The organism is Afifella sp. H1R (genome assembly GCF_021462425.1).
Lineage (GTDB): Bacteria > Pseudomonadota > Alphaproteobacteria > Rhizobiales > Afifellaceae > Afifella > Afifella aestuarii.
Genome location: NZ_JAKEDY010000003.1, coordinates 181,916 through 197,056, shown reverse-complemented (window position 1 = coordinate 197,056; position 15,141 = coordinate 181,916). Strand labels below are relative to the sequence as shown.

The window sequence follows — 15,141 nt, the reverse complement described above, 5'->3', positions numbered from 1 at the left end:
GCGGACAAGCGAGCAAGCGGGCAAGCGGGCAAGCCGACGAGAACAAGCGCACTCCCCGGCCCCGCCCCAGCAGCGCCGCGCAAACCCCAAAAATCTCGGAAAACGATCGGCCCCAAACCGTGCGTCAGCCGCACATCTCCGACCGTGCCTGAACCCTAGCAAAGCACCGTACGGCCGTCAAGGAATTTTTTCCTAGCTCTGAGGAAGTGCCCCGTCAAGCAGCGAGTCCTCGCCGAAGGCCTATCCAGATCAGGTTTCAAAAGAGCCCCGCACCTGAATCTACGAGGCAAAGCGGCGGAAGAACGCGGCGGCCTCGCAGAGGACAGACCACGCTTATTCAGCTTGCCGCAAAACACAGCCGAGAGGATCAGTTTTCACGCACTTTGAGACGCAGCGACAACAGCAATACTTCCCCTTGTCACATCGAAGCCGTTTTATAAAAATCCGAAAGGCGCCGCAGAGACCTCCGAAAAGAGCACAAAGGCGCAAAAGGACGAGTGAAGCCGCACCATGACGGAAGAAACGGGAGATTCGATTATCCGGCTGGCGAATGATTTTGGCCTCTTCGGAATTGTTTCGGTTCTTCTCGGTCTTGTCGGCATCCTCCTCGCCCTCAGCGGCATCGTCGCCTATATTGACGTAAAGAGAACTGCGCGCAAAACCGCCGAAGAGGTCGCAACTCGGATTGCGCGCGACGTTGCCGAGCGCGAGGCGGTCGCATATCTGCAGGCCGAGATGCCGGCCATAATGGACGCGTATCTGGAGCTGGCGAGAGACGCGGTTGACGATCCAGACGCTATCGCCGCCGCTCAAGAAGACGAGAACGGGGAGAGATGAGACTTTCTGAGCAGTACGAGGTCATCAATCGTTTCCGCGAGCGCCACCCGGTGGACGTGGAAGGTTTGGCATATGCTCTCGGCGTTCCTGTTCATTATGCGTTTTTGCCGGAAAGCATTTCCGGGATGGTGGAGCCGAGAGACGGCGGGAGATTTGAGATCGTCGTCAACGCGAACCATCCGCGCACGCGCCAGCGTTTCACGCTCGCGCACGAACTCGGACACTACATGCTCCACCGTCACCTGATCGGGACCGGCGTCGGGGATGACTGCGCTTACCGAAGCACCGATACGGGTAAGTACAGGAACCGGCGCATTGGCCCACGCGAGGAAACGCAGGCCAACAAATTCGCCGCATCTGTCCTCATGCCGAACAAATTGATCGAAAGCCTGCAGAAAAGCGGCGTGAACGGCCCGTCTCAGATGGCCAAACTATTGGATGTCTCTGAGCATGCCATGCATATTCGCATGGACATTCCCTATAGCCGGGAAGAAGCATTCTCATAGGCGCCAGTCAGAGAGATTTCGGCGTTCCGCAGCCTCGCCCCCTCACGCCCTCCTCACCGCCTCTTCAGCAGCATCCCATTCGGCGATGAATTCCGGCACGTCGTCGGCCGGCATCGGTCGGCCGAAATAATAGCCCTGGCCATAGCGGCAGCCGGCGCGGTGCAGGAAGGCGGCTTCGGCCGCCGTCTCCACGCCTTCCGCCACGATGTGATAGCCGAGCTCGCTGCCGAGCCCGATGAGCGCGCGCACGATGGCGCGGTCGCCGGGCGAAAACGTCAGATCCTTCACAAAACTGCGGTCGATCTTGAGCACGCCGACCGGCAGGCTCTTCAAATGCGTCAGGGAGGAAAAGCCGGTGCCGAAATCGTCGAGCGCCACGCCGACGCCCGCCGCCCGCAGCGCTTCGAGATGCGCGCGGATCGCCTGGTTGTCCTCGTCGATGACGCTCGTCTCCGTCACTTCGAGAACGATGTCGCCGGATGAGAGCCCCGCTCCGGCGAGCGCGCCGAGCAATCTCGGGGCGAACCCCTCCTGCTGAAGATCGGCGGCGGTGACGTTGTAGCCGATCCGGCCGAAATCGATGCCGGCGTCGCGCCACGCTTTCAGATCGCCGACGATTTTCCTCAGCATGTATTCGCCGAGCTCGACGGACAGCACCTTGTCTTTGAAGACCGGCATCAATTCGCAGGCCGGCACAATGCCTTTCTCCGGATGGCGCCAGCGCATCAGCGCCTCGAAACCGGACAATTGGTTCGACGAAAACTCGACGAGCGGCTGATAGAACGCCTCGATCTCGCCGGAAGCGAGCCCTTCGCGGAAATCGGCGAGAAGGCGGAAGCGGTTCTGCGCTTCGCGCAGCAATTGCGGCTCATAGCGCTCGATCGTGGATCGGCGGCCGCGCTTCGCCTCGTAGAGTGCGAGGTCCGCATGGCGCAGAAGGTCCTCGGCCGTCGTCCCGTCATCGGGAAAGACCGCGATGCCGGCGCTCAAGCTGTAGGTGATGGAATGGCCGAAATCGCTGCGGCGCACGAGCGGCTGCAAACGCCGGCGGAGCGCCTCTTCCGCCTCGGCGGCCGTGGCCGCGCTCGTCAGAAGCGCAAATTCGTCGCCGCCGGAGCGCGCCGTCAGATCGCCGGGCTCCGCCGTGTTCCGCAGCCAGTCGGCGACTTCGCGCAACACCTTGTCGCCGATGTCGTGCCCGAAGAAATCGTTGATGTCCTTGAAGGCGTCGAGATCGAAGATGCACAACGCCGCCTCGCGCTTGCGCGCGCCGAGCTTCTTCAAGGCCTCGGCGAGCTCCATGCGGAAGGCGTTGCGGTTGCCGAGCCCGGTCAGGGGATCGCTCACCGCCAGACGCTGCCTCTCCTCTTCGCGGCGCTTTTCGCTCGTCACGTCCTGGATCGTGCCGAAAACGCTGACGGGTTTGCCGTTGCGCCTTTCGCATTCGCCGAGCACGCGGACATAGCGCTCCTCGCCGCGCGTCGACAAAAACGGCAAGGTCAGATCGAAGGCGCGCTCGCCGCCCATCGCCTCCTCCATCGCCGCCTGCAGCACTTTGGCGACATCGGGCGCGAAGACGCTGAGCCCCTCCTTCAGCGTCACCCTGGCGCCGAGGGGAATGCCATAGAGGCGATAGAGCTGTTCCGACCATGTCAGCACGTCTTGTTCGGGGTCGTAGCGCCAGGCCCCGATATTGGCCATGCGTTCCACATGGTTGAAGAGAACGTTCAAGATGCGCTGCTCGCGGCCGAGCTCCTCCAGCCGCTCCTGGTCGCGCACCTCTTCGGTGACGTCGCGGGCAATGCCCTGATAGCCGCGAAAGCGGCCGCGCCGGTCGAAGGTGGGGGTGCCGCTCGTCTCGAAGCAGCGCGTGCCGCGGATATCGTTGAATTCATAGCGCAGGCCGACGAAGGGAAGACGCTTTTCAAGCTCGTGGCGATGCCGGCGTGCCATCGCGTCGGTCATCCCGGCCGGAATCATGTCGTAGCGCGACAATCCGACGAAATCGTCCGCCGGGAGTGAGGTGATCCGCTCGAAATTCGCCGAGAGATACGTGACGCGCAGATCTTTATCCGTCGCCCAGGCCCAGAATTCGGCACAGCTCAGGACGTCATCCAACGCCTTCTGCAGAATCGCGGAAAAAGGTTTTCTCGGACTGGGCATCATGTCGGCGCCTACGCTTTCATCAATCCGGTTCTCAATTGGTGAACGCCGTTTGGACAGTTTTCATCTTCGCTGTCATTCTCTCCTTTTACGCGAAAAAATTGTCGTACGCATCCCTCAAGCGAATTCGGTCTTAACCGGTGCGAGTGAAGGCCGCGGCAGATCGAAAGCGCGTGCCAGAAGATCGAGGCTTCGCACCCGGGCTTCGGGATCCCAGACATTCATCGTCACCATCACCTCGTCGGCGTCGCAGGCGGCCGCGCGCGCCTCGATTTCCCGCCTCACCTCGTCCGGCGTGCCGGTGATGGCAATCCGCCGATAGGCCTCCACGGTGGCGCGATCCTGCGGCGTGAAGGCGTAATTGGCCGCTTCCTCCGGGCTTGAAAGCTTGCGCAGCCCGCCCTGGCGCAGGCGCAGCCAGGCGAGCTCCATCGACCCGGCGAGATAGGCCGCCTCCTCCTCGCTCGGCGCGCAGATGGCGGCGAGGCAGAGAAGCGTCCGCGGCTCCGGAAAATCGTCCGAGGGCTTGAAGGCGTGGCGGTAGGCCTGAAAGGCCGGGGCTGCCGGCGCCGGCGAAAAATGCCCGGCGAAGGCGTAACCGAAACCGTTGAGGCCTGAAAATTCCGCACTCGCGCCCGACGAGCCGAGGAGCCAGATCGGCGGCAGCGCCACCTCGCCCGGCACCACCTCGATCGCCTGGAAGGGATGCCCGTCGGGAAAACCGCCCGTCTCGAAGGCGATCAATTCGGCCATCTGCTGGGCGAACTGGCCGCCGTCGACCGCCCGCAGCGCCGACAGCGTGCGGCTGTCGCTGCCGCCCGCCCGGCCGATGCCGAGATCGATGCGGTCCGGATAGAGCGCCTCCAGCGTCCGGTAGGTTTCGACCACCCGCAAGGGCACGTGGTTGGGCAGCATCACGCCGCCGGAGCCGACGCGAATGCGCGTCGTGCGCTCCGCCGCATGGCCGATCAGGACGTCCGGCGAGGCGGAGGCGATGTTGGGAATGCCGTGGTGCTCGGCGTACCACAGGCGGTGATAACCGAAACGGTCGGCGGCCTCGGCGAAGGTCGCGGTGGCGCGCAACGCTTCCGCTGCGCTCGTCCCCTCCGGCACGGGCGCCAGATCGAGAACGGAAAGCATCAAATTGTCTGACATTCCGGAGGAGATGGAAGCCCGCAGCGCGCGGTCAAGCATCGCAGACCATGCGACGGCCGCTTTTCAACTTCAGCCCGAAGAACGCCGCCTCACTGCCGAAAAATGCGCGCAGGACGCGTTCCCGCGTCTACCGCGCCGGTTCCTCGACGGGCCATTCGACAAGAAAATCTTCCCAGTCTTCGATCGGCACGTCCCTCTCCGACACCGTGCGCCCACGCGTCGAAATCCCCGCCTCGTGCACGGTCTCGCGCGATCCGGAGACGAGATGGTGCCACCAATAGAGATCGCGGCCTTCCGCGACGAGGCGATAGGCGCAGGAGGGCGGCAGCCAGGAAATCTCGCGCACCGCCTCGGGCGACAGCGGCAGGCAGTCGGGCACGGTCTCGATGCGGTTCTCGTAATCGCGGCAGCGGCAGGCGTCTTCGTCGTAGAGACGGCAGGCGACATTCGTCCACGAGATCTCGCCCGTGTCGTAATCCTGGAGCTTGTTGAGGCAGCAGCGGCCGCAGCCGTCGCACAATGCCTCCCACTCCTTGTCAGTGAGTTCTTCGAGCGCCTTCTGGCGCCAGAACGGCTCTTTTTCGAGCATCCCTGCTCCTGTGACCATCGCGCACCGCTTCCTTGCCGATCGGCGGCAAGGCCCTGCCGCCACTTATCAAAGACCCAAATCGTGCTAGAACCGTGCCTGACAAGGCTCGCGGCCGAGCCTCTTGTGAAAACACCCGATGCGCGATCCGTTTACACCGAAGAAGAAGCTTCCGCACTGGCTGCGTGCGCTGGAGATCGATTCCGCGATCGACACCTTCTTCTTCGAGCTCGGCCAAAGCTCCGGCATGGCCTGGGAGCGCACCATTCTGTTCTTTCGCCGTTTCCATGCCACCGGCTGGAAGCGGCCCGTCTTCGAGCTCCTGTCAGAGAGCGTCACCCTCGGCTGCGCCGGCCTCATCGTCATGCTGGCGCTCGCCATCCCCGCCTTCGATGCGGTCAAGCGCGACTGGCGCGCCCAGTCCGATTATTCCGTCACCATGCTCGACCGCTACGGCAACGAGATCGGCAAGCGCGGCGTCCTGCAGGAGGTGCAGTTCTCCCTCGACCAGTTGCCCGACCATCTCATCCAGGCCGTGCTCGCGACCGAGGACCGGCGCTTCTTCGAGCATTTCGGCATCGATGTCATCGGCACCTTGCGCGCGCTTGTGGAAAATGCCCGTGCCGGCGGGGTCGTCCAGGGCGGCTCGTCGATCACCCAGCAGCTCGCCAAGAACGTCTTTCTGTCCAACGAGCGCACGCTCGACCGCAAGATCAAGGAAGCCTTCCTCGCCCTGTGGCTGGAAGCCAATCTGACCAAGCGCGAGATCCTGAAGCTCTATCTCGACCGCGCCTATATGGGCGGCGGCGCCTTCGGCGTCGGGGCGGCGGCGGAGTTCTATTTCGGCAAGCCCGTCACCGATCTCCGGCTCGAAGAATCGGCGATGCTCGCCGGCCTCTTCAAGGCGCCGACGCGCTATGCCCCCCACATCAACCTGCCGGCGGCGCGCGGACGCGCCAACGAGGTTTTGACCAATATGGTCCAGGCCGGCTTCATGACCGAGGGCCAGGTGATCAGCGCGAGGCGCCATCCGGCGACGCCGGTCTCGCGCGAGGCGACGCCCTCGCCCGATTATTTCCTCGACTGGGTGTTTGAGGAGGTGAAGCGCCTCGCCCCTCCGGGCCAGCGCAATCTCATCGTGCGCACGACGATCGACATGCGCCTGCAGCGCGCGGCCGAGCTCGCGGTGGAATCCTCGCTGCGGGAATCGGGCGATGCCTACGGCGTCAAACAGGCGGCGCTCGTCTCCATGGATCTGTCGGGCGCCGTGCGCGCCATGGTGGGCGGGCGCGATTACGGCGCCTCCACTTTCAACCGCGCCACCAATGCGCAGCGCCAGCCGGGCTCCTCCTTCAAGCCCTACACCTATGCCGCCGCGCTCGAACGCGGATATACGCCCGACAGCGTCATCCTCGACGCGCCGGTCTCCATCGGCAATTGGTCGCCGCAGAACTATTCGCGCCGTTACCGCGGCCGCATCACCTTGATGCAGGGCCTCACCCATTCCATCAACACCATCCCGGTGCGCCTTTCGATCGCCTTCGGCCGCCAGCCGATCGCGGAAATGGCGGAACGTCTCGGCGTCCAGACGCCGATCCGCGTCACCCGCTCCCTGCCGCTCGGTACGTCGGAGGTGACGGTGCTCGACCAGGCGACGGGTTATGCCGCCTTCGCTTCCGGCGGCTTTCGCGCCCGCCCGCACGGCGTCGCACGCATCCTCAATCCCGAGGGCGAGGTGCTTTATGATTTCAACCGCGCCAACGGACCACCCAAACGCGTTCTGTCGGAAGAGGTCGCCCTCGGCATGGTCAAGATGATGCACAGCGTCGCCGAGCACGGCACCGGCCGCCGCGCCCTCATTCCGGGCGTCTCTGTCGCCGGCAAGACCGGCACCACCCAGGCTTATCGCGACGCCTGGTTCGTCGGCTACACCGGCGATTTCTCCACCGCCGTCTGGCTCGGCAACGACAATTTCAAGAGCACCAACCGTCTCACCGGCGGCACGCTGCCCGCCATGACCTGGCAGAAATACATGCGCGTCGCGGAAGCCAATATCGAGCATCGGCCGCTTCCGGGCATCCCGCTGCCACCGCCGGCGGAAGACGAGGTGCCGGTCGCGGAGGGCCTGCCGGAGGGCGGCGAGCTTCTGGGTTCGGGCCGCCTCGCCCCGCCGACGGAAGACATTCTCGATCGTCTGGAAGAGCGCGCCAAAACCGCCGAGATCGCAGCTCCCGCCTTGAAGCGCGAGGCCTCCGCCGCCGCGTCTGGCGGCACGGCCACCCGCTAGGCCCACTGCCTTGCGTGCCCTCGTCATCATTCTCGGCGTCGCCATCGCCTTCGTCCTGGGCGTCGGCAGCGCTTTCTTGAGCCTGCGCGACCTCACGCCGATCGACACGATCGAAAGCGGTGCCTGGAAGGGCTGGCCGCGCGCCGGCACGGAGGACGAAGATCCTTATTCGCGCGCCCGTCTTGCACGCACCGGCGAGCTCGCGCTCGGCCCGAGCGAAGGCCTGAAACTCCTTGCCCGCTCCGACGATACGGGCGGCGATCTCAACGGCGCATGCAGCTACGAAATTTCCGGCCAGATGCCGGCGGCCCGGCTTTGGACGATGGCCGTGGAAACCGCTGCGGGCGGACATCTGCCGCCGGCGGAACGCGGTGGCCGGGCGCTCGGCAGCGACGAGATCGTGCGCAAGGCGGACGGCACCTTCACCATCACGCTGGCGCCCGATCCGCAGCCGGGCAACTGGCTCTCCTCGGAAGGTGCTGGCCAGATCCGGCTCGCCGCGCGCCTCTACGACACCACAGCCCGCACGGTGACGGCGCTCACGCAATTCACCGTTCCGGCGATCACTCCGAAGGGCTGCCGATGATCTACGAGGAGCGCATCGGCCGCCGTCGGCGGCTCGTCCCGGCCGGCTTCTTCGGCGGCCTTCTCGCCTGGCTGCTCGCGATTTTCCTGCTCGCCGCCTCGATCCATATCGTGGTGATCTTCCTGGTGCCGCGGCTCGCCTCGAGCGACGGCTGGTCGAAGCTTGCCGCCGTCACGACGGAAGCCGGCTTCACGCTCCTGCCGCCCGACGGCAAGGGACCGGCGATCGCAGGGCTCGATCCGCTTTTCGTGCACGGCGCCTGCCGCATCTCGCTGAAAGATGCGCCGGCGTCTCTGTCCTTTTCGGGGCCGAACAGCTTCTGGTCGCTGGCGCTCTACCAGCGGCGCGGCACTGTCCTCTTTTCCGTCAACGACCGCACGGCGATCGACGGACGGCTCGACATGTTGATCGTCGATCCGATTCAGAATGCTCAGTTGAAGGAAAGCACGTCCGCAGCCCTCGATGAGACCATCGTCGTGGAAGCGGCACAGCCCGATCTCATCGCGCTCGTGCGTTTCTATGCGCCGACCCCGCGCGAACGCCAGGTCGCGATCGAACATCTCAAGGCGGCGGAATGCGTGCCGGCCCCGCTTGAGCCGGCCGGCTGAAACGCAGGCGCCGCCACAATTGTCTTAGCTTGCGCGGCGCTTCTTCGGCTTCGTCGCCGCCCGCGCCCGACGCGAAAGCGCCACGCTGCCCGGCTCGTCGCGGTATTCCACCCGCACTCCGGTAAACATCAGAATCTGGCACGGGCCGCTATGTGCAGGCTTGCGCGCCTGGCTTTCGCTCAGCGTCGGAAAGTTCAGGATTTCGGCCATATCCACCTCCTCAGAAGGGCCGTCCGTTGATCCGGCGAACCCACTGTCGCCGCAGTATGGTTAACAACTGCTGAACGGGGATAAAGCGATTCTGGGTTATGGCCGCCCCGACGAAGCGTCGCTGTCTGCCACCGCGACGAAGGAACGTCCTTCCCGATCCTCAATCTCCACCACCCATAAGTCAGGATCGAAACGGCTTTCGCTCACCAACCTTTCCTCAATCTTGCCGCGTTCGCCCTCGCGCACAAGTGGTGTGAAGAAACGATCGGCCGGCATCTCCGTCTCATCCATGAAAAAGCTTTGTGGTGCAGGACCATAGAGATCGAGACGTCCGTCGAGACGATCGACGATGATGAAGAGCGTGCCAGCTTCGAGCGCGCCTTTGCGCGCTACGGTGGCAAAGGCACCCGTGGCCGAGACACGGCGAATCAACGCCTGCACGAAGATGTCGGTGCGCAATCTCACCATGGGCTCACCATGGCCTCACCATGGCCGTGAGGGTCCAGCTTCGCAGCCGGCCCGAAACCACATGAGTGGAAACACGGGCTTACGGATTGTCCGGCATGGCGCCGATCGCGGCCAGCCGGTCGAGCGTCTCGCGATCGATCTCGCCGTTCACCTTGAGCCCCTGATCGAGCTGGAAGCGCCTCAGTGCCTCGGTCGTTTCATGGCCCTTGAGACCGTCTGCCGTCACCGGGCCATAGGCAGTATCGGCGAGGGCCTGCTGCACGGCGAAGACGACCGGGTCGGGGGCCGAGTCCGAAGCGGGGCGTTCCGAGGAAGTCTCGGCAGGGGCGGCCGTCTCTGCGGCCCCAACCGCGTCCGGGCGTTCGCGCGGCACGACGAGGCCGGTGCGGATGATCATTTCGAGATCGCCCTTCTCCCCCGCCTGGAGCGTCGAGACGGGCTCTCTCTCCCGCGTGGCAAAGAGCGGATCGGGATGGCGCCCATGCTGCAGGACGAGCGCATTGACGATGGCGGCCACGGCCAGAAGCCCGAGCGCGGCCGCCGGGCCATGGCGCAGGACGAGGCCGAGCCGGCTCCGCTCGCCGAGGGCTGAGGACGCCTTCGTCGCTGCCGGCTTCGCCGCCGCGGTCTTGTCACCCCGCGTCTGTCGCTTCCGGCGTCCGCCTGCAGCCCGGCTCGTCGTCCGGGACATCGGTCGATCCGCCTCGGAGGCCATCACACTCACACACCAACCCCATCGTCGACCGGCCTCCTTCAGACCGGCTTGTCGTGCCTCAACTTCGCCGCTTTGGCTTAAGGAAACTTGAACTCTGCCAAACCGCGGCTGGCGGTCGCGCCGATCACCGGCACAAAGCATGTATTAACCACCCCAGCAAGCTTTCGGGAACAGCTCGAGGAAATAGCCCCTTAGTGCCTGGAATGAGCCGGATTTGCGTCGAATTGTAGATATCGGATGAACGCGATTTTGGAGCCTTCATGGTTCCTTCGCGGCGCTGGATCGGAAGAATCCGCAAACAGGGTAAGGTTATGTTCTTGTTCCGATCAATCTTCTGGTTGACGGCACTGATCTTGGTTCTGCCTCCGTCGCCCGATGGCGGTCCGCCTCCGCGCGTCACCCTTTTGGAATCCGCCCTCGCCTTCCAGGTTCTCGCCAAGGATGTGAGCGGCGTGTGCGATCGGCATCCGGAAGCCTGCGCCACGAGTCGCGAGACCTTCACCCTTCTCGGCCGCAAGATCGCCACCGGGCGCGACATGGCCTCCGCCGCCCTCTCCGCCAGCACCGGCGGCAACGATGACGGCGACGTCGATCACGGCAGCCTCAGCGCAAGCGACCTTTCCGTGCCGTGGAGCGGCCGGGGCGCGCCCCCGATCGAGGCGATCCCGGCGAGCGCGCGCCTGCCCGTGTCGGAGCCGGCAGAGGACGGCATCGACGCTCAAACCCAAGAAACAAACGAAGCGCGGTTCGACGGCTCGCAATCCGCATCGAGCGACGACGGCTCCCCGAGCGCCAGGCACGTGGAGATCGACCTGCCGCAGCCCCGCCCACGCCTTCTCTAGCGCGCGACCGCCGCGCAGCCGGCCGGCGATCTCCGTCCGCCCGAGGGCCACTGACGCCGCGCCCGCTTTCTCACGGCAGAATCGGATATTCCGAGCTCGCCTTTTCCGTCGAAACCACGATGGAGGTTCGGAACTTCCGGACATTGGCATCGGCGAAGAACAGCCGGTGCGTCAGGGCCTCGTAATCGGCCATGTCGCGCGCAACGGCGATCATCACGAAATCCATCTCGCCGGCGATACAGTAGAGATGCAGAACCTGCGGTTCGGCGCGCGCCTTGCGCTTGAAGGCGTCGATCTGGTCGAGCCGGTCGCGCTCCAGGTCGACTAAAATCACGGCGGTCACTCCGAGACCGAGCTTCTGCCGGTCGAGCAGCGCCACCTCGTTTTGGATGACGCCCTCCTCGCGCAACGCCTTCAATCGCCGCTGAACGGATGCGTTCGAAAGCCCCGCCCGATCGGCCAGTTCGGCGATCGGCAGCCGGGCATTGCGCTGAAGTTCGACAAGCAGCGCACGATCTTTGTCATCCATGATCTTTTTCACTCGAGAGGTTGCCTATTATGCGCTGATCCTATCACCGAAAACGCAACAGGCGCATTCATCGTCTCGCCCCGGACAGATAAACCGATGGCATGAAACGAGGCATGCTCTCCATCCTGCCGCTCGCCGTCGGCGCCGCACTTTACGGCCTCGCCTTCGGGGTCCTGGCGGCTCAGGCAGGCTTTCCCTGGTGGGGCGTCGGGCTCATGAGTGCCGGCGTTCACGCGGGATCGTCGCAGATCGTCGCCGTCGATCAGTTCTCGGCGGGAAGCGGCCTCGGCGGAGCGATCGTCGCGGGCGCGATCATGAATCTGCGCTATCTCGGGATCACGGCTTCGCTCGCCGGCCTCCTGGCCCGCCTGCCGCCATGGCGGCGTCTCCTCGCCCTGCACCTCACCTCCGATGAGAACTGGGCGCTCACCCTGTCGGAGCGCGGCAAGGATCCGAGCATCGGCGCGCCCTTCCTCCTCGGGGCGGGCAGCGTCATGTTCGTCACCTGGTTCACATCGACGGCGATCGGCGCGCAGATCGGCGCGGTCCTGCCCGACCTCGATGCGGCCGGGCTCGGCTTCGCCTTCACCGCGGCGTTCATTGCGATGGCGCGGAGCATGGCGCCCAGACGCATCGCCGCGTTTCTTCCCTGGGGAATGACCTTCGTGCTGGCGATCGGCCTCGTCTCGGCAGGGATCTCGCGGGCGTCGGCAATCCTCGTCGCGTCTCTCGCCGGCCTCGCCCTTGCGGCTCTCCTGCGCCGCTATCGGAGGTCGGCATGAGCTCTGCGCAATGGATCTTGATCGCCGGGCTCGCGGTCGCCACCTTCGCGACGCGCCTTCTCGGGTTCCTCGCCGGCGACCGCCTGCGTCAGTCCCGCTTCGCTTTCGTTCTGGATGATCTGCCGGGCCTGATCGTCGTCGCGCTCGTCGCCACGTCCCTCGCCGGCACGGAGGCCACAACCTGGATCGCCGCGGCGCTCGCCGTGGCCATCGCCCGGATTTCCAACAACGTCGTCGTGACGATGGGCGGCGGTCTCGCGGCCTATGTCGCGCTCGCGCTGCTCATCGGCTGAAGCACAACGCGGCTCACACTGCGGACGGAGCATGTGGCTTCCATCCGCCAATCCTTTTCAAACGGCCGGATTCGTTCAGCGGCGCGCAGCCACACGCCGCCGCGCGAGAACAGCCTGTTGGGCGAGGCTCAGTCGGCCGAGCAATCGATGAGGCGCAGATGCGCGCGTGCGGCCGGCTTGCCGATGGTCGAGGCGAGATCCCTTGCCACCTGCCGCTCCTGGCGGACGGGGGCGCGCGCATCGATGTACTGGGTCAGTACATCGCCGTTCAAAGGCTGGTCGAACGCGACGCCGGCGAGCTTGCCGCGCTGCCACACCAGCTTCGCCGAGGCAGTGCCGCAATTGGGCATCGGCAGACGCACGCTCGCGGGCAGAACGGCCCGGCTGTCCAACTCGATGCAGGCACCGGTCGGGCTGATGTTGCGCACCTGGCAATTGGCATAGAGCCGATGCGACATGACGGTCGACCGTTTGTCCAAATGGTGCCGTCTGAGGGCGCGCTGCTCTTGCATGGGTTTCGCTCCAGCAAAACGTAGAACTTAGCTTCAACAATAAGCCAAAACTTCACAAAGTGGTAATCATGTTTTGGATTGCCGTTAACGCGGCCCATTCGCGCAAACAGAGCCGCGTGTCAGGGGCCGCTTGTCAGGACCGCGCATCAAGGCCGCATCCGGCCTTCGGCGCTTGTGCCCCGGGCTCATATGCCTATTTTGCCTTGCACCACCTTTTTTGAGACGCCCGGCGACGGTCGGGGGGCACACCTCCCGGCGGACACGCAAGAACGCGACAGGCCTTCATGAGCATTCAGTCCATCATCGACGATTTCGCCTTCCTCGACGAATGGGAGGATCGCTACCGGTACGTGATCGAGCTCGGACGGGCCTTGCCGGAGATGCCGGCCGAGGAACGCACGGAGGCCACGAAAGTCCGCGGCTGTGCGAGCCAGGTCTGGCTCGTCAGCGAAGACGCGGTGAAGGACGGCGAAGCGGTCCTCGTCTTCCGCGGCGACAGCGATGCCCATATCGTGCGCGGCCTCATCGCCATCGTGCTCGCGCTCTATTCCGGCACGACACCCGAAGAGATCCTGAAGACCGATGCCGAAGCCGTCTTCGCCCGCATGGGCCTGCGCGAACATCTGACGGCGCAGCGCTCCAACGGCCTCTCCGCCATGCTGCAGCGCATCCGCCGCGACGCGGAGAGCCGGCTCGCACAATAGCCACCCCCGCTCGCGGCGCATTTCTTTTCTCTTCGTCCTCTCACTCGCCGATCGTGGGCCGATAGCCCTCGGCGCCCCAATGGCGCATCGCCACATGCGCTTTGCCTTCGGCCTCTTCGTCTAGGCCGTAATGGCGGGCGAGCGCCTGCAGCGCGAGTTTGAGGACGAGCTTCGCCGATCGCGCCGGATAGCCGCGCTCGCGCTCCACGCTCGACAGACCTTTGAGGAAACAGGCGACATCGACAAGCACGCCCGCGAGTTCGGGGCCGACCGCGTCCATGGCGGCATGAAAGCGGGCGCGGGCGGCGATCGCCATCTCCGTCAGATCCGCCTGACCGCCCCGCTGACGGGAGCCTTTCGGCGCCTTGAGGTCGGCCTGCCAATTGGCGGTGATGCGCGGCTGCAGGCTCGCGCGCTCGAAGTCGCGGCGAAGCCGCTCCGCCGCCGCCACCAGGGGGGCGCCGAGATAGGGCGCGCCCTCCTCGCCGCCCCTGCGGGCGAGGAGGCCGATCGGGCTCTCGTCGAGATCGGTGAGCGGCGCGGGCGCCGAGGATGAGCCGCCCTTCTGCCGTTCCAGGCATTTGTGCTGCGCCAGAAAGGCGGGCTCACCAGCTTTCTGGCGCCGAAGCCATGCCGCGGCCTCCGCGCTCGCGACAAGCCCCGTCTCTCCGGCCTCGCAGAGGAGGCCCGCCGCCAGAAGCTTCTTGACGAGGGCGGCCGGGATCTCGCGCCGCCGCCCCGGCACGCCCTCGCAGCAGAAGGTCGCCGCATCCGCCTCCACCAGCTGTGCCTCCCGATGGGCCAGCAGCATCTCGATCAGGCTTTCGAGCGCCCCGCCGCGTCTCTTCCCGCGGCTCATCTCACATCCTCGCCGAAAACCTCCATCCAGCGCCGCAGCGCGAATTCGAGGCTTTCCATCACCTGGTCGAAGACCGGCTCGTCGCGGCGTTCCTCGATCATCCGGCAGCCATGGGCGACGGTGGTGCGGTCGCGGCCGAAATGCGCGCCGACCTTGGTCAGCGTCAGGCCGGAGCCGACATGGACGAGATACATCGCCGCCTGCCGCGTCTGCGCCACCCGCGCGACGCCCCGTCCGGCCTTGCGCAGGTCATGGTGCCCGACCCGAAAGACCGCCCCGAGCGCCGCCTCGGCAAAGCGGCAGACGGAACTCTCCGCATCCGCCTCCCGATCCCTGACGACAGCACGCCCGGCGGCGGCCCGTCCGGTAGCGGCACGCCCGGCGACGGCGCGGCCGCCCTCGCCCCGATAAGGCCCGAAAGCCCCCTGCGGCCCCCGCAAATCGTCGTAAAAATGGTTCTGCATGGCCCCTCCTCCGATAATAGGATTTCTTTCCTATA

Annotated in this window: 19 protein-coding genes; 9 read left to right on the top strand and 10 right to left on the bottom strand. The window is 65.3% G+C overall.

The window, feature by feature from the left end; genetic code table 11:
• Positions 1 to 510 precede the first annotated feature (510 nt).
• Both L0F51_RS17945 and L0F51_RS17940 read left to right on the top strand, forming a co-directional pair.
• Positions 511 to 837: a hypothetical protein gene (locus L0F51_RS17945; RefSeq protein ID WP_234630551.1), complete on the top strand. Its 327-nt coding sequence runs from the start codon at positions 511 to 513 to the stop codon at positions 835 to 837.
• Positions 834 to 1,343, top strand: coding sequence for an ImmA/IrrE family metallo-endopeptidase (locus L0F51_RS17940; protein WP_234630550.1), 510 nt, complete (start codon positions 834 to 836; stop codon positions 1,341 to 1,343). The genes L0F51_RS17945 and L0F51_RS17940 overlap by 4 nt, the downstream gene beginning before the upstream one ends.
• A gap of 42 nt (positions 1,344 to 1,385) precedes the next feature.
• Here L0F51_RS17940 and L0F51_RS17935 read toward each other — a convergent pair whose 3' ends face one another.
• From L0F51_RS17935 to L0F51_RS17925, 3 genes are all read right to left on the bottom strand, one after another.
• On the bottom strand, positions 1,386 to 3,461 hold the full coding sequence (locus L0F51_RS17935; protein ID WP_234630549.1) for a bifunctional diguanylate cyclase/phosphodiesterase: 2,076 nt from the start codon (positions 3,459 to 3,461) through the stop codon (positions 1,386 to 1,388).
• Between the two features lie 162 nt (positions 3,462 to 3,623).
• Positions 3,624 to 4,646, bottom strand: coding sequence for an LLM class flavin-dependent oxidoreductase (locus L0F51_RS17930; RefSeq protein WP_234630548.1), 1,023 nt, complete (start codon positions 4,644 to 4,646; stop codon positions 3,624 to 3,626).
• A 142-nt stretch (positions 4,647 to 4,788) separates the two neighbouring features.
• Positions 4,789 to 5,250 carry a YcgN family cysteine cluster protein gene (locus tag L0F51_RS17925; protein WP_234630547.1) on the bottom strand — a complete coding sequence of 154 codons (462 nt, stop codon included), beginning with the start codon at positions 5,248 to 5,250 and terminating at the stop codon, positions 4,789 to 4,791.
• Positions 5,251 to 5,386: 136 nt separating this feature from the next.
• On the opposite strand from L0F51_RS17925, the gene L0F51_RS17920 reads away from it, so the two are divergent.
• Genes L0F51_RS17920 through L0F51_RS17910 form a run of 3 tightly spaced genes read left to right on the top strand, consistent with a single transcriptional unit; the run spans position 5,387 to position 8,728 of the window.
• Positions 5,387 to 7,534 carry a transglycosylase domain-containing protein gene (locus L0F51_RS17920; protein ID WP_234630546.1) on the top strand — a complete coding sequence of 716 codons (2,148 nt, stop codon included), beginning with the start codon at positions 5,387 to 5,389 and terminating at the stop codon, positions 7,532 to 7,534.
• Positions 7,535 to 7,544: 10 nt separating this feature from the next.
• Positions 7,545 to 8,120 (top strand): DUF1214 domain-containing protein, encoded by a 576-nt coding sequence (locus tag L0F51_RS17915; RefSeq protein ID WP_234630545.1) that lies wholly within the window; start codon positions 7,545 to 7,547, stop codon positions 8,118 to 8,120.
• The gene (locus tag L0F51_RS17910; RefSeq protein WP_234630544.1) at positions 8,117 to 8,728 is read left to right on the top strand and encodes a hypothetical protein; all 612 of its coding nucleotides are present in this window, start codon (positions 8,117 to 8,119) and stop codon (positions 8,726 to 8,728) included. The genes L0F51_RS17915 and L0F51_RS17910 overlap by 4 nt, the downstream gene beginning before the upstream one ends.
• 24 nt (positions 8,729 to 8,752) lie before the next feature.
• Here the strand turns inward: L0F51_RS17910 and L0F51_RS17905 are convergent, their stop codons facing one another.
• The 3 genes from L0F51_RS17905 to L0F51_RS17895 form a co-directional block, all read right to left on the bottom strand.
• The gene (locus L0F51_RS17905) at positions 8,753 to 8,938 is read right to left on the bottom strand and encodes a hypothetical protein (protein WP_128292580.1); all 186 of its coding nucleotides are present in this window, start codon (positions 8,936 to 8,938) and stop codon (positions 8,753 to 8,755) included.
• A 96-nt stretch (positions 8,939 to 9,034) separates the two neighbouring features.
• A complete protein-coding gene (locus L0F51_RS17900) occupies positions 9,035 to 9,406 on the bottom strand; it encodes a DUF1491 family protein (protein ID WP_255701524.1) in 372 nt (123 codons plus the stop codon).
• Between the two features lie 79 nt (positions 9,407 to 9,485).
• The gene (locus L0F51_RS17895) at positions 9,486 to 10,097 is read right to left on the bottom strand and encodes a peptidoglycan-binding domain-containing protein (protein ID WP_234630543.1); all 612 of its coding nucleotides are present in this window, start codon (positions 10,095 to 10,097) and stop codon (positions 9,486 to 9,488) included.
• A gap of 341 nt (positions 10,098 to 10,438) precedes the next feature.
• On the opposite strand from L0F51_RS17895, the gene L0F51_RS17890 reads away from it, so the two are divergent.
• On the top strand, positions 10,439 to 10,963 hold the full coding sequence (locus L0F51_RS17890; RefSeq protein ID WP_234630542.1) for a DUF5330 domain-containing protein: 525 nt from the start codon (positions 10,439 to 10,441) through the stop codon (positions 10,961 to 10,963).
• Between the two features lie 70 nt (positions 10,964 to 11,033).
• Here L0F51_RS17890 and L0F51_RS17885 read toward each other — a convergent pair whose 3' ends face one another.
• Complete coding sequence (locus L0F51_RS17885) at positions 11,034 to 11,492, bottom strand: Lrp/AsnC family transcriptional regulator (RefSeq protein ID WP_128292577.1); 459 nt, start codon at positions 11,490 to 11,492, stop codon at positions 11,034 to 11,036.
• A 113-nt stretch (positions 11,493 to 11,605) separates the two neighbouring features.
• Between L0F51_RS17885 and L0F51_RS17880 the strand changes: the two genes are divergently transcribed.
• Positions 11,606 to 12,274 carry an AzlC family ABC transporter permease gene (locus L0F51_RS17880; protein WP_234630541.1) on the top strand — a complete coding sequence of 223 codons (669 nt, stop codon included), beginning with the start codon at positions 11,606 to 11,608 and terminating at the stop codon, positions 12,272 to 12,274.
• The gene (locus L0F51_RS17875; protein ID WP_234630540.1) at positions 12,271 to 12,567 is read left to right on the top strand and encodes an AzlD domain-containing protein; all 297 of its coding nucleotides are present in this window, start codon (positions 12,271 to 12,273) and stop codon (positions 12,565 to 12,567) included. The genes L0F51_RS17880 and L0F51_RS17875 overlap by 4 nt, the downstream gene beginning before the upstream one ends.
• A 128-nt stretch (positions 12,568 to 12,695) precedes the next feature.
• Here L0F51_RS17875 and L0F51_RS17870 read toward each other — a convergent pair whose 3' ends face one another.
• Positions 12,696 to 13,079: a hypothetical protein gene (locus L0F51_RS17870; protein WP_234630539.1), complete on the bottom strand. Its 384-nt coding sequence runs from the start codon at positions 13,077 to 13,079 to the stop codon at positions 12,696 to 12,698.
• Positions 13,080 to 13,363: 284 nt separating this feature from the next.
• Here L0F51_RS17870 and L0F51_RS17865 point away from each other — a divergent pair, with 284 nt between their 5' ends.
• A complete protein-coding gene (locus L0F51_RS17865) occupies positions 13,364 to 13,783 on the top strand; it encodes a SufE family protein (protein ID WP_234630538.1) in 420 nt (139 codons plus the stop codon).
• A gap of 40 nt (positions 13,784 to 13,823) precedes the next feature.
• Here the strand turns inward: L0F51_RS17865 and L0F51_RS17860 are convergent, their stop codons facing one another.
• Together L0F51_RS17860 and L0F51_RS17855 are read right to left on the bottom strand one after the other, a co-directional pair.
• On the bottom strand, positions 13,824 to 14,642 hold the full coding sequence (locus tag L0F51_RS17860) for a DUF6456 domain-containing protein (RefSeq protein ID WP_234630537.1): 819 nt from the start codon (positions 14,640 to 14,642) through the stop codon (positions 13,824 to 13,826).
• Positions 14,639 to 15,106, bottom strand: coding sequence for a helix-turn-helix domain-containing protein (locus L0F51_RS17855; RefSeq protein ID WP_234630536.1), 468 nt, complete (start codon positions 15,104 to 15,106; stop codon positions 14,639 to 14,641). Before L0F51_RS17855 ends, L0F51_RS17860 begins: the two co-directional genes overlap by 4 nt.
• Between the last annotated feature and the right edge of the window lie 35 nt (positions 15,107 to 15,141).

What these genes read in the sequence shown, in the direction of transcription:
- L0F51_RS17945 (WP_234630551.1), top strand. Translation starts at nt 511, where the DNA reads ATGACGGAAGAAACGGGAGATTCGATTATCCGGCTGGCGAATGATTTT.
- L0F51_RS17940 (WP_234630550.1), top strand. Translation starts at nt 834, where the DNA reads ATGAGACTTTCTGAGCAGTACGAGGTCATCAATCGTTTCCGCGAGCGC.
- L0F51_RS17930 (WP_234630548.1), bottom strand. Translation starts at nt 4,646, where the DNA reads ATGCTTTCCGTTCTCGATCTGGCGCCCGTGCCGGAGGGGACGAGCGCA.
- L0F51_RS17925 (WP_234630547.1), bottom strand. Translation starts at nt 5,250, where the DNA reads ATGCTCGAAAAAGAGCCGTTCTGGCGCCAGAAGGCGCTCGAAGAACTC.
- L0F51_RS17920 (WP_234630546.1), top strand. Translation starts at nt 5,387, where the DNA reads ATGCGCGATCCGTTTACACCGAAGAAGAAGCTTCCGCACTGGCTGCGT.
- L0F51_RS17910 (WP_234630544.1), top strand. Translation starts at nt 8,117, where the DNA reads ATGATCTACGAGGAGCGCATCGGCCGCCGTCGGCGGCTCGTCCCGGCC.
- L0F51_RS17905 (WP_128292580.1), bottom strand. Translation starts at nt 8,938, where the DNA reads ATGGCCGAAATCCTGAACTTTCCGACGCTGAGCGAAAGCCAGGCGCGC.
- L0F51_RS17900 (WP_255701524.1), bottom strand. Translation starts at nt 9,406, where the DNA reads ATGGTGAGATTGCGCACCGACATCTTCGTGCAGGCGTTGATTCGCCGT.
- L0F51_RS17895 (WP_234630543.1), bottom strand. Translation starts at nt 10,097, where the DNA reads ATGTCCCGGACGACGAGCCGGGCTGCAGGCGGACGCCGGAAGCGACAG.
- L0F51_RS17885 (WP_128292577.1), bottom strand. Translation starts at nt 11,492, where the DNA reads ATGGATGACAAAGATCGTGCGCTGCTTGTCGAACTTCAGCGCAATGCC.
- L0F51_RS17880 (WP_234630541.1), top strand. Translation starts at nt 11,606, where the DNA reads ATGCTCTCCATCCTGCCGCTCGCCGTCGGCGCCGCACTTTACGGCCTC.
- L0F51_RS17875 (WP_234630540.1), top strand. Translation starts at nt 12,271, where the DNA reads ATGAGCTCTGCGCAATGGATCTTGATCGCCGGGCTCGCGGTCGCCACC.
- L0F51_RS17870 (WP_234630539.1), bottom strand. Translation starts at nt 13,079, where the DNA reads ATGCAAGAGCAGCGCGCCCTCAGACGGCACCATTTGGACAAACGGTCG.
- L0F51_RS17865 (WP_234630538.1), top strand. Translation starts at nt 13,364, where the DNA reads ATGAGCATTCAGTCCATCATCGACGATTTCGCCTTCCTCGACGAATGG.
- L0F51_RS17860 (WP_234630537.1), bottom strand. Translation starts at nt 14,642, where the DNA reads ATGAGCCGCGGGAAGAGACGCGGCGGGGCGCTCGAAAGCCTGATCGAG.
- L0F51_RS17855 (WP_234630536.1), bottom strand. Translation starts at nt 15,106, where the DNA reads ATGCAGAACCATTTTTACGACGATTTGCGGGGGCCGCAGGGGGCTTTC.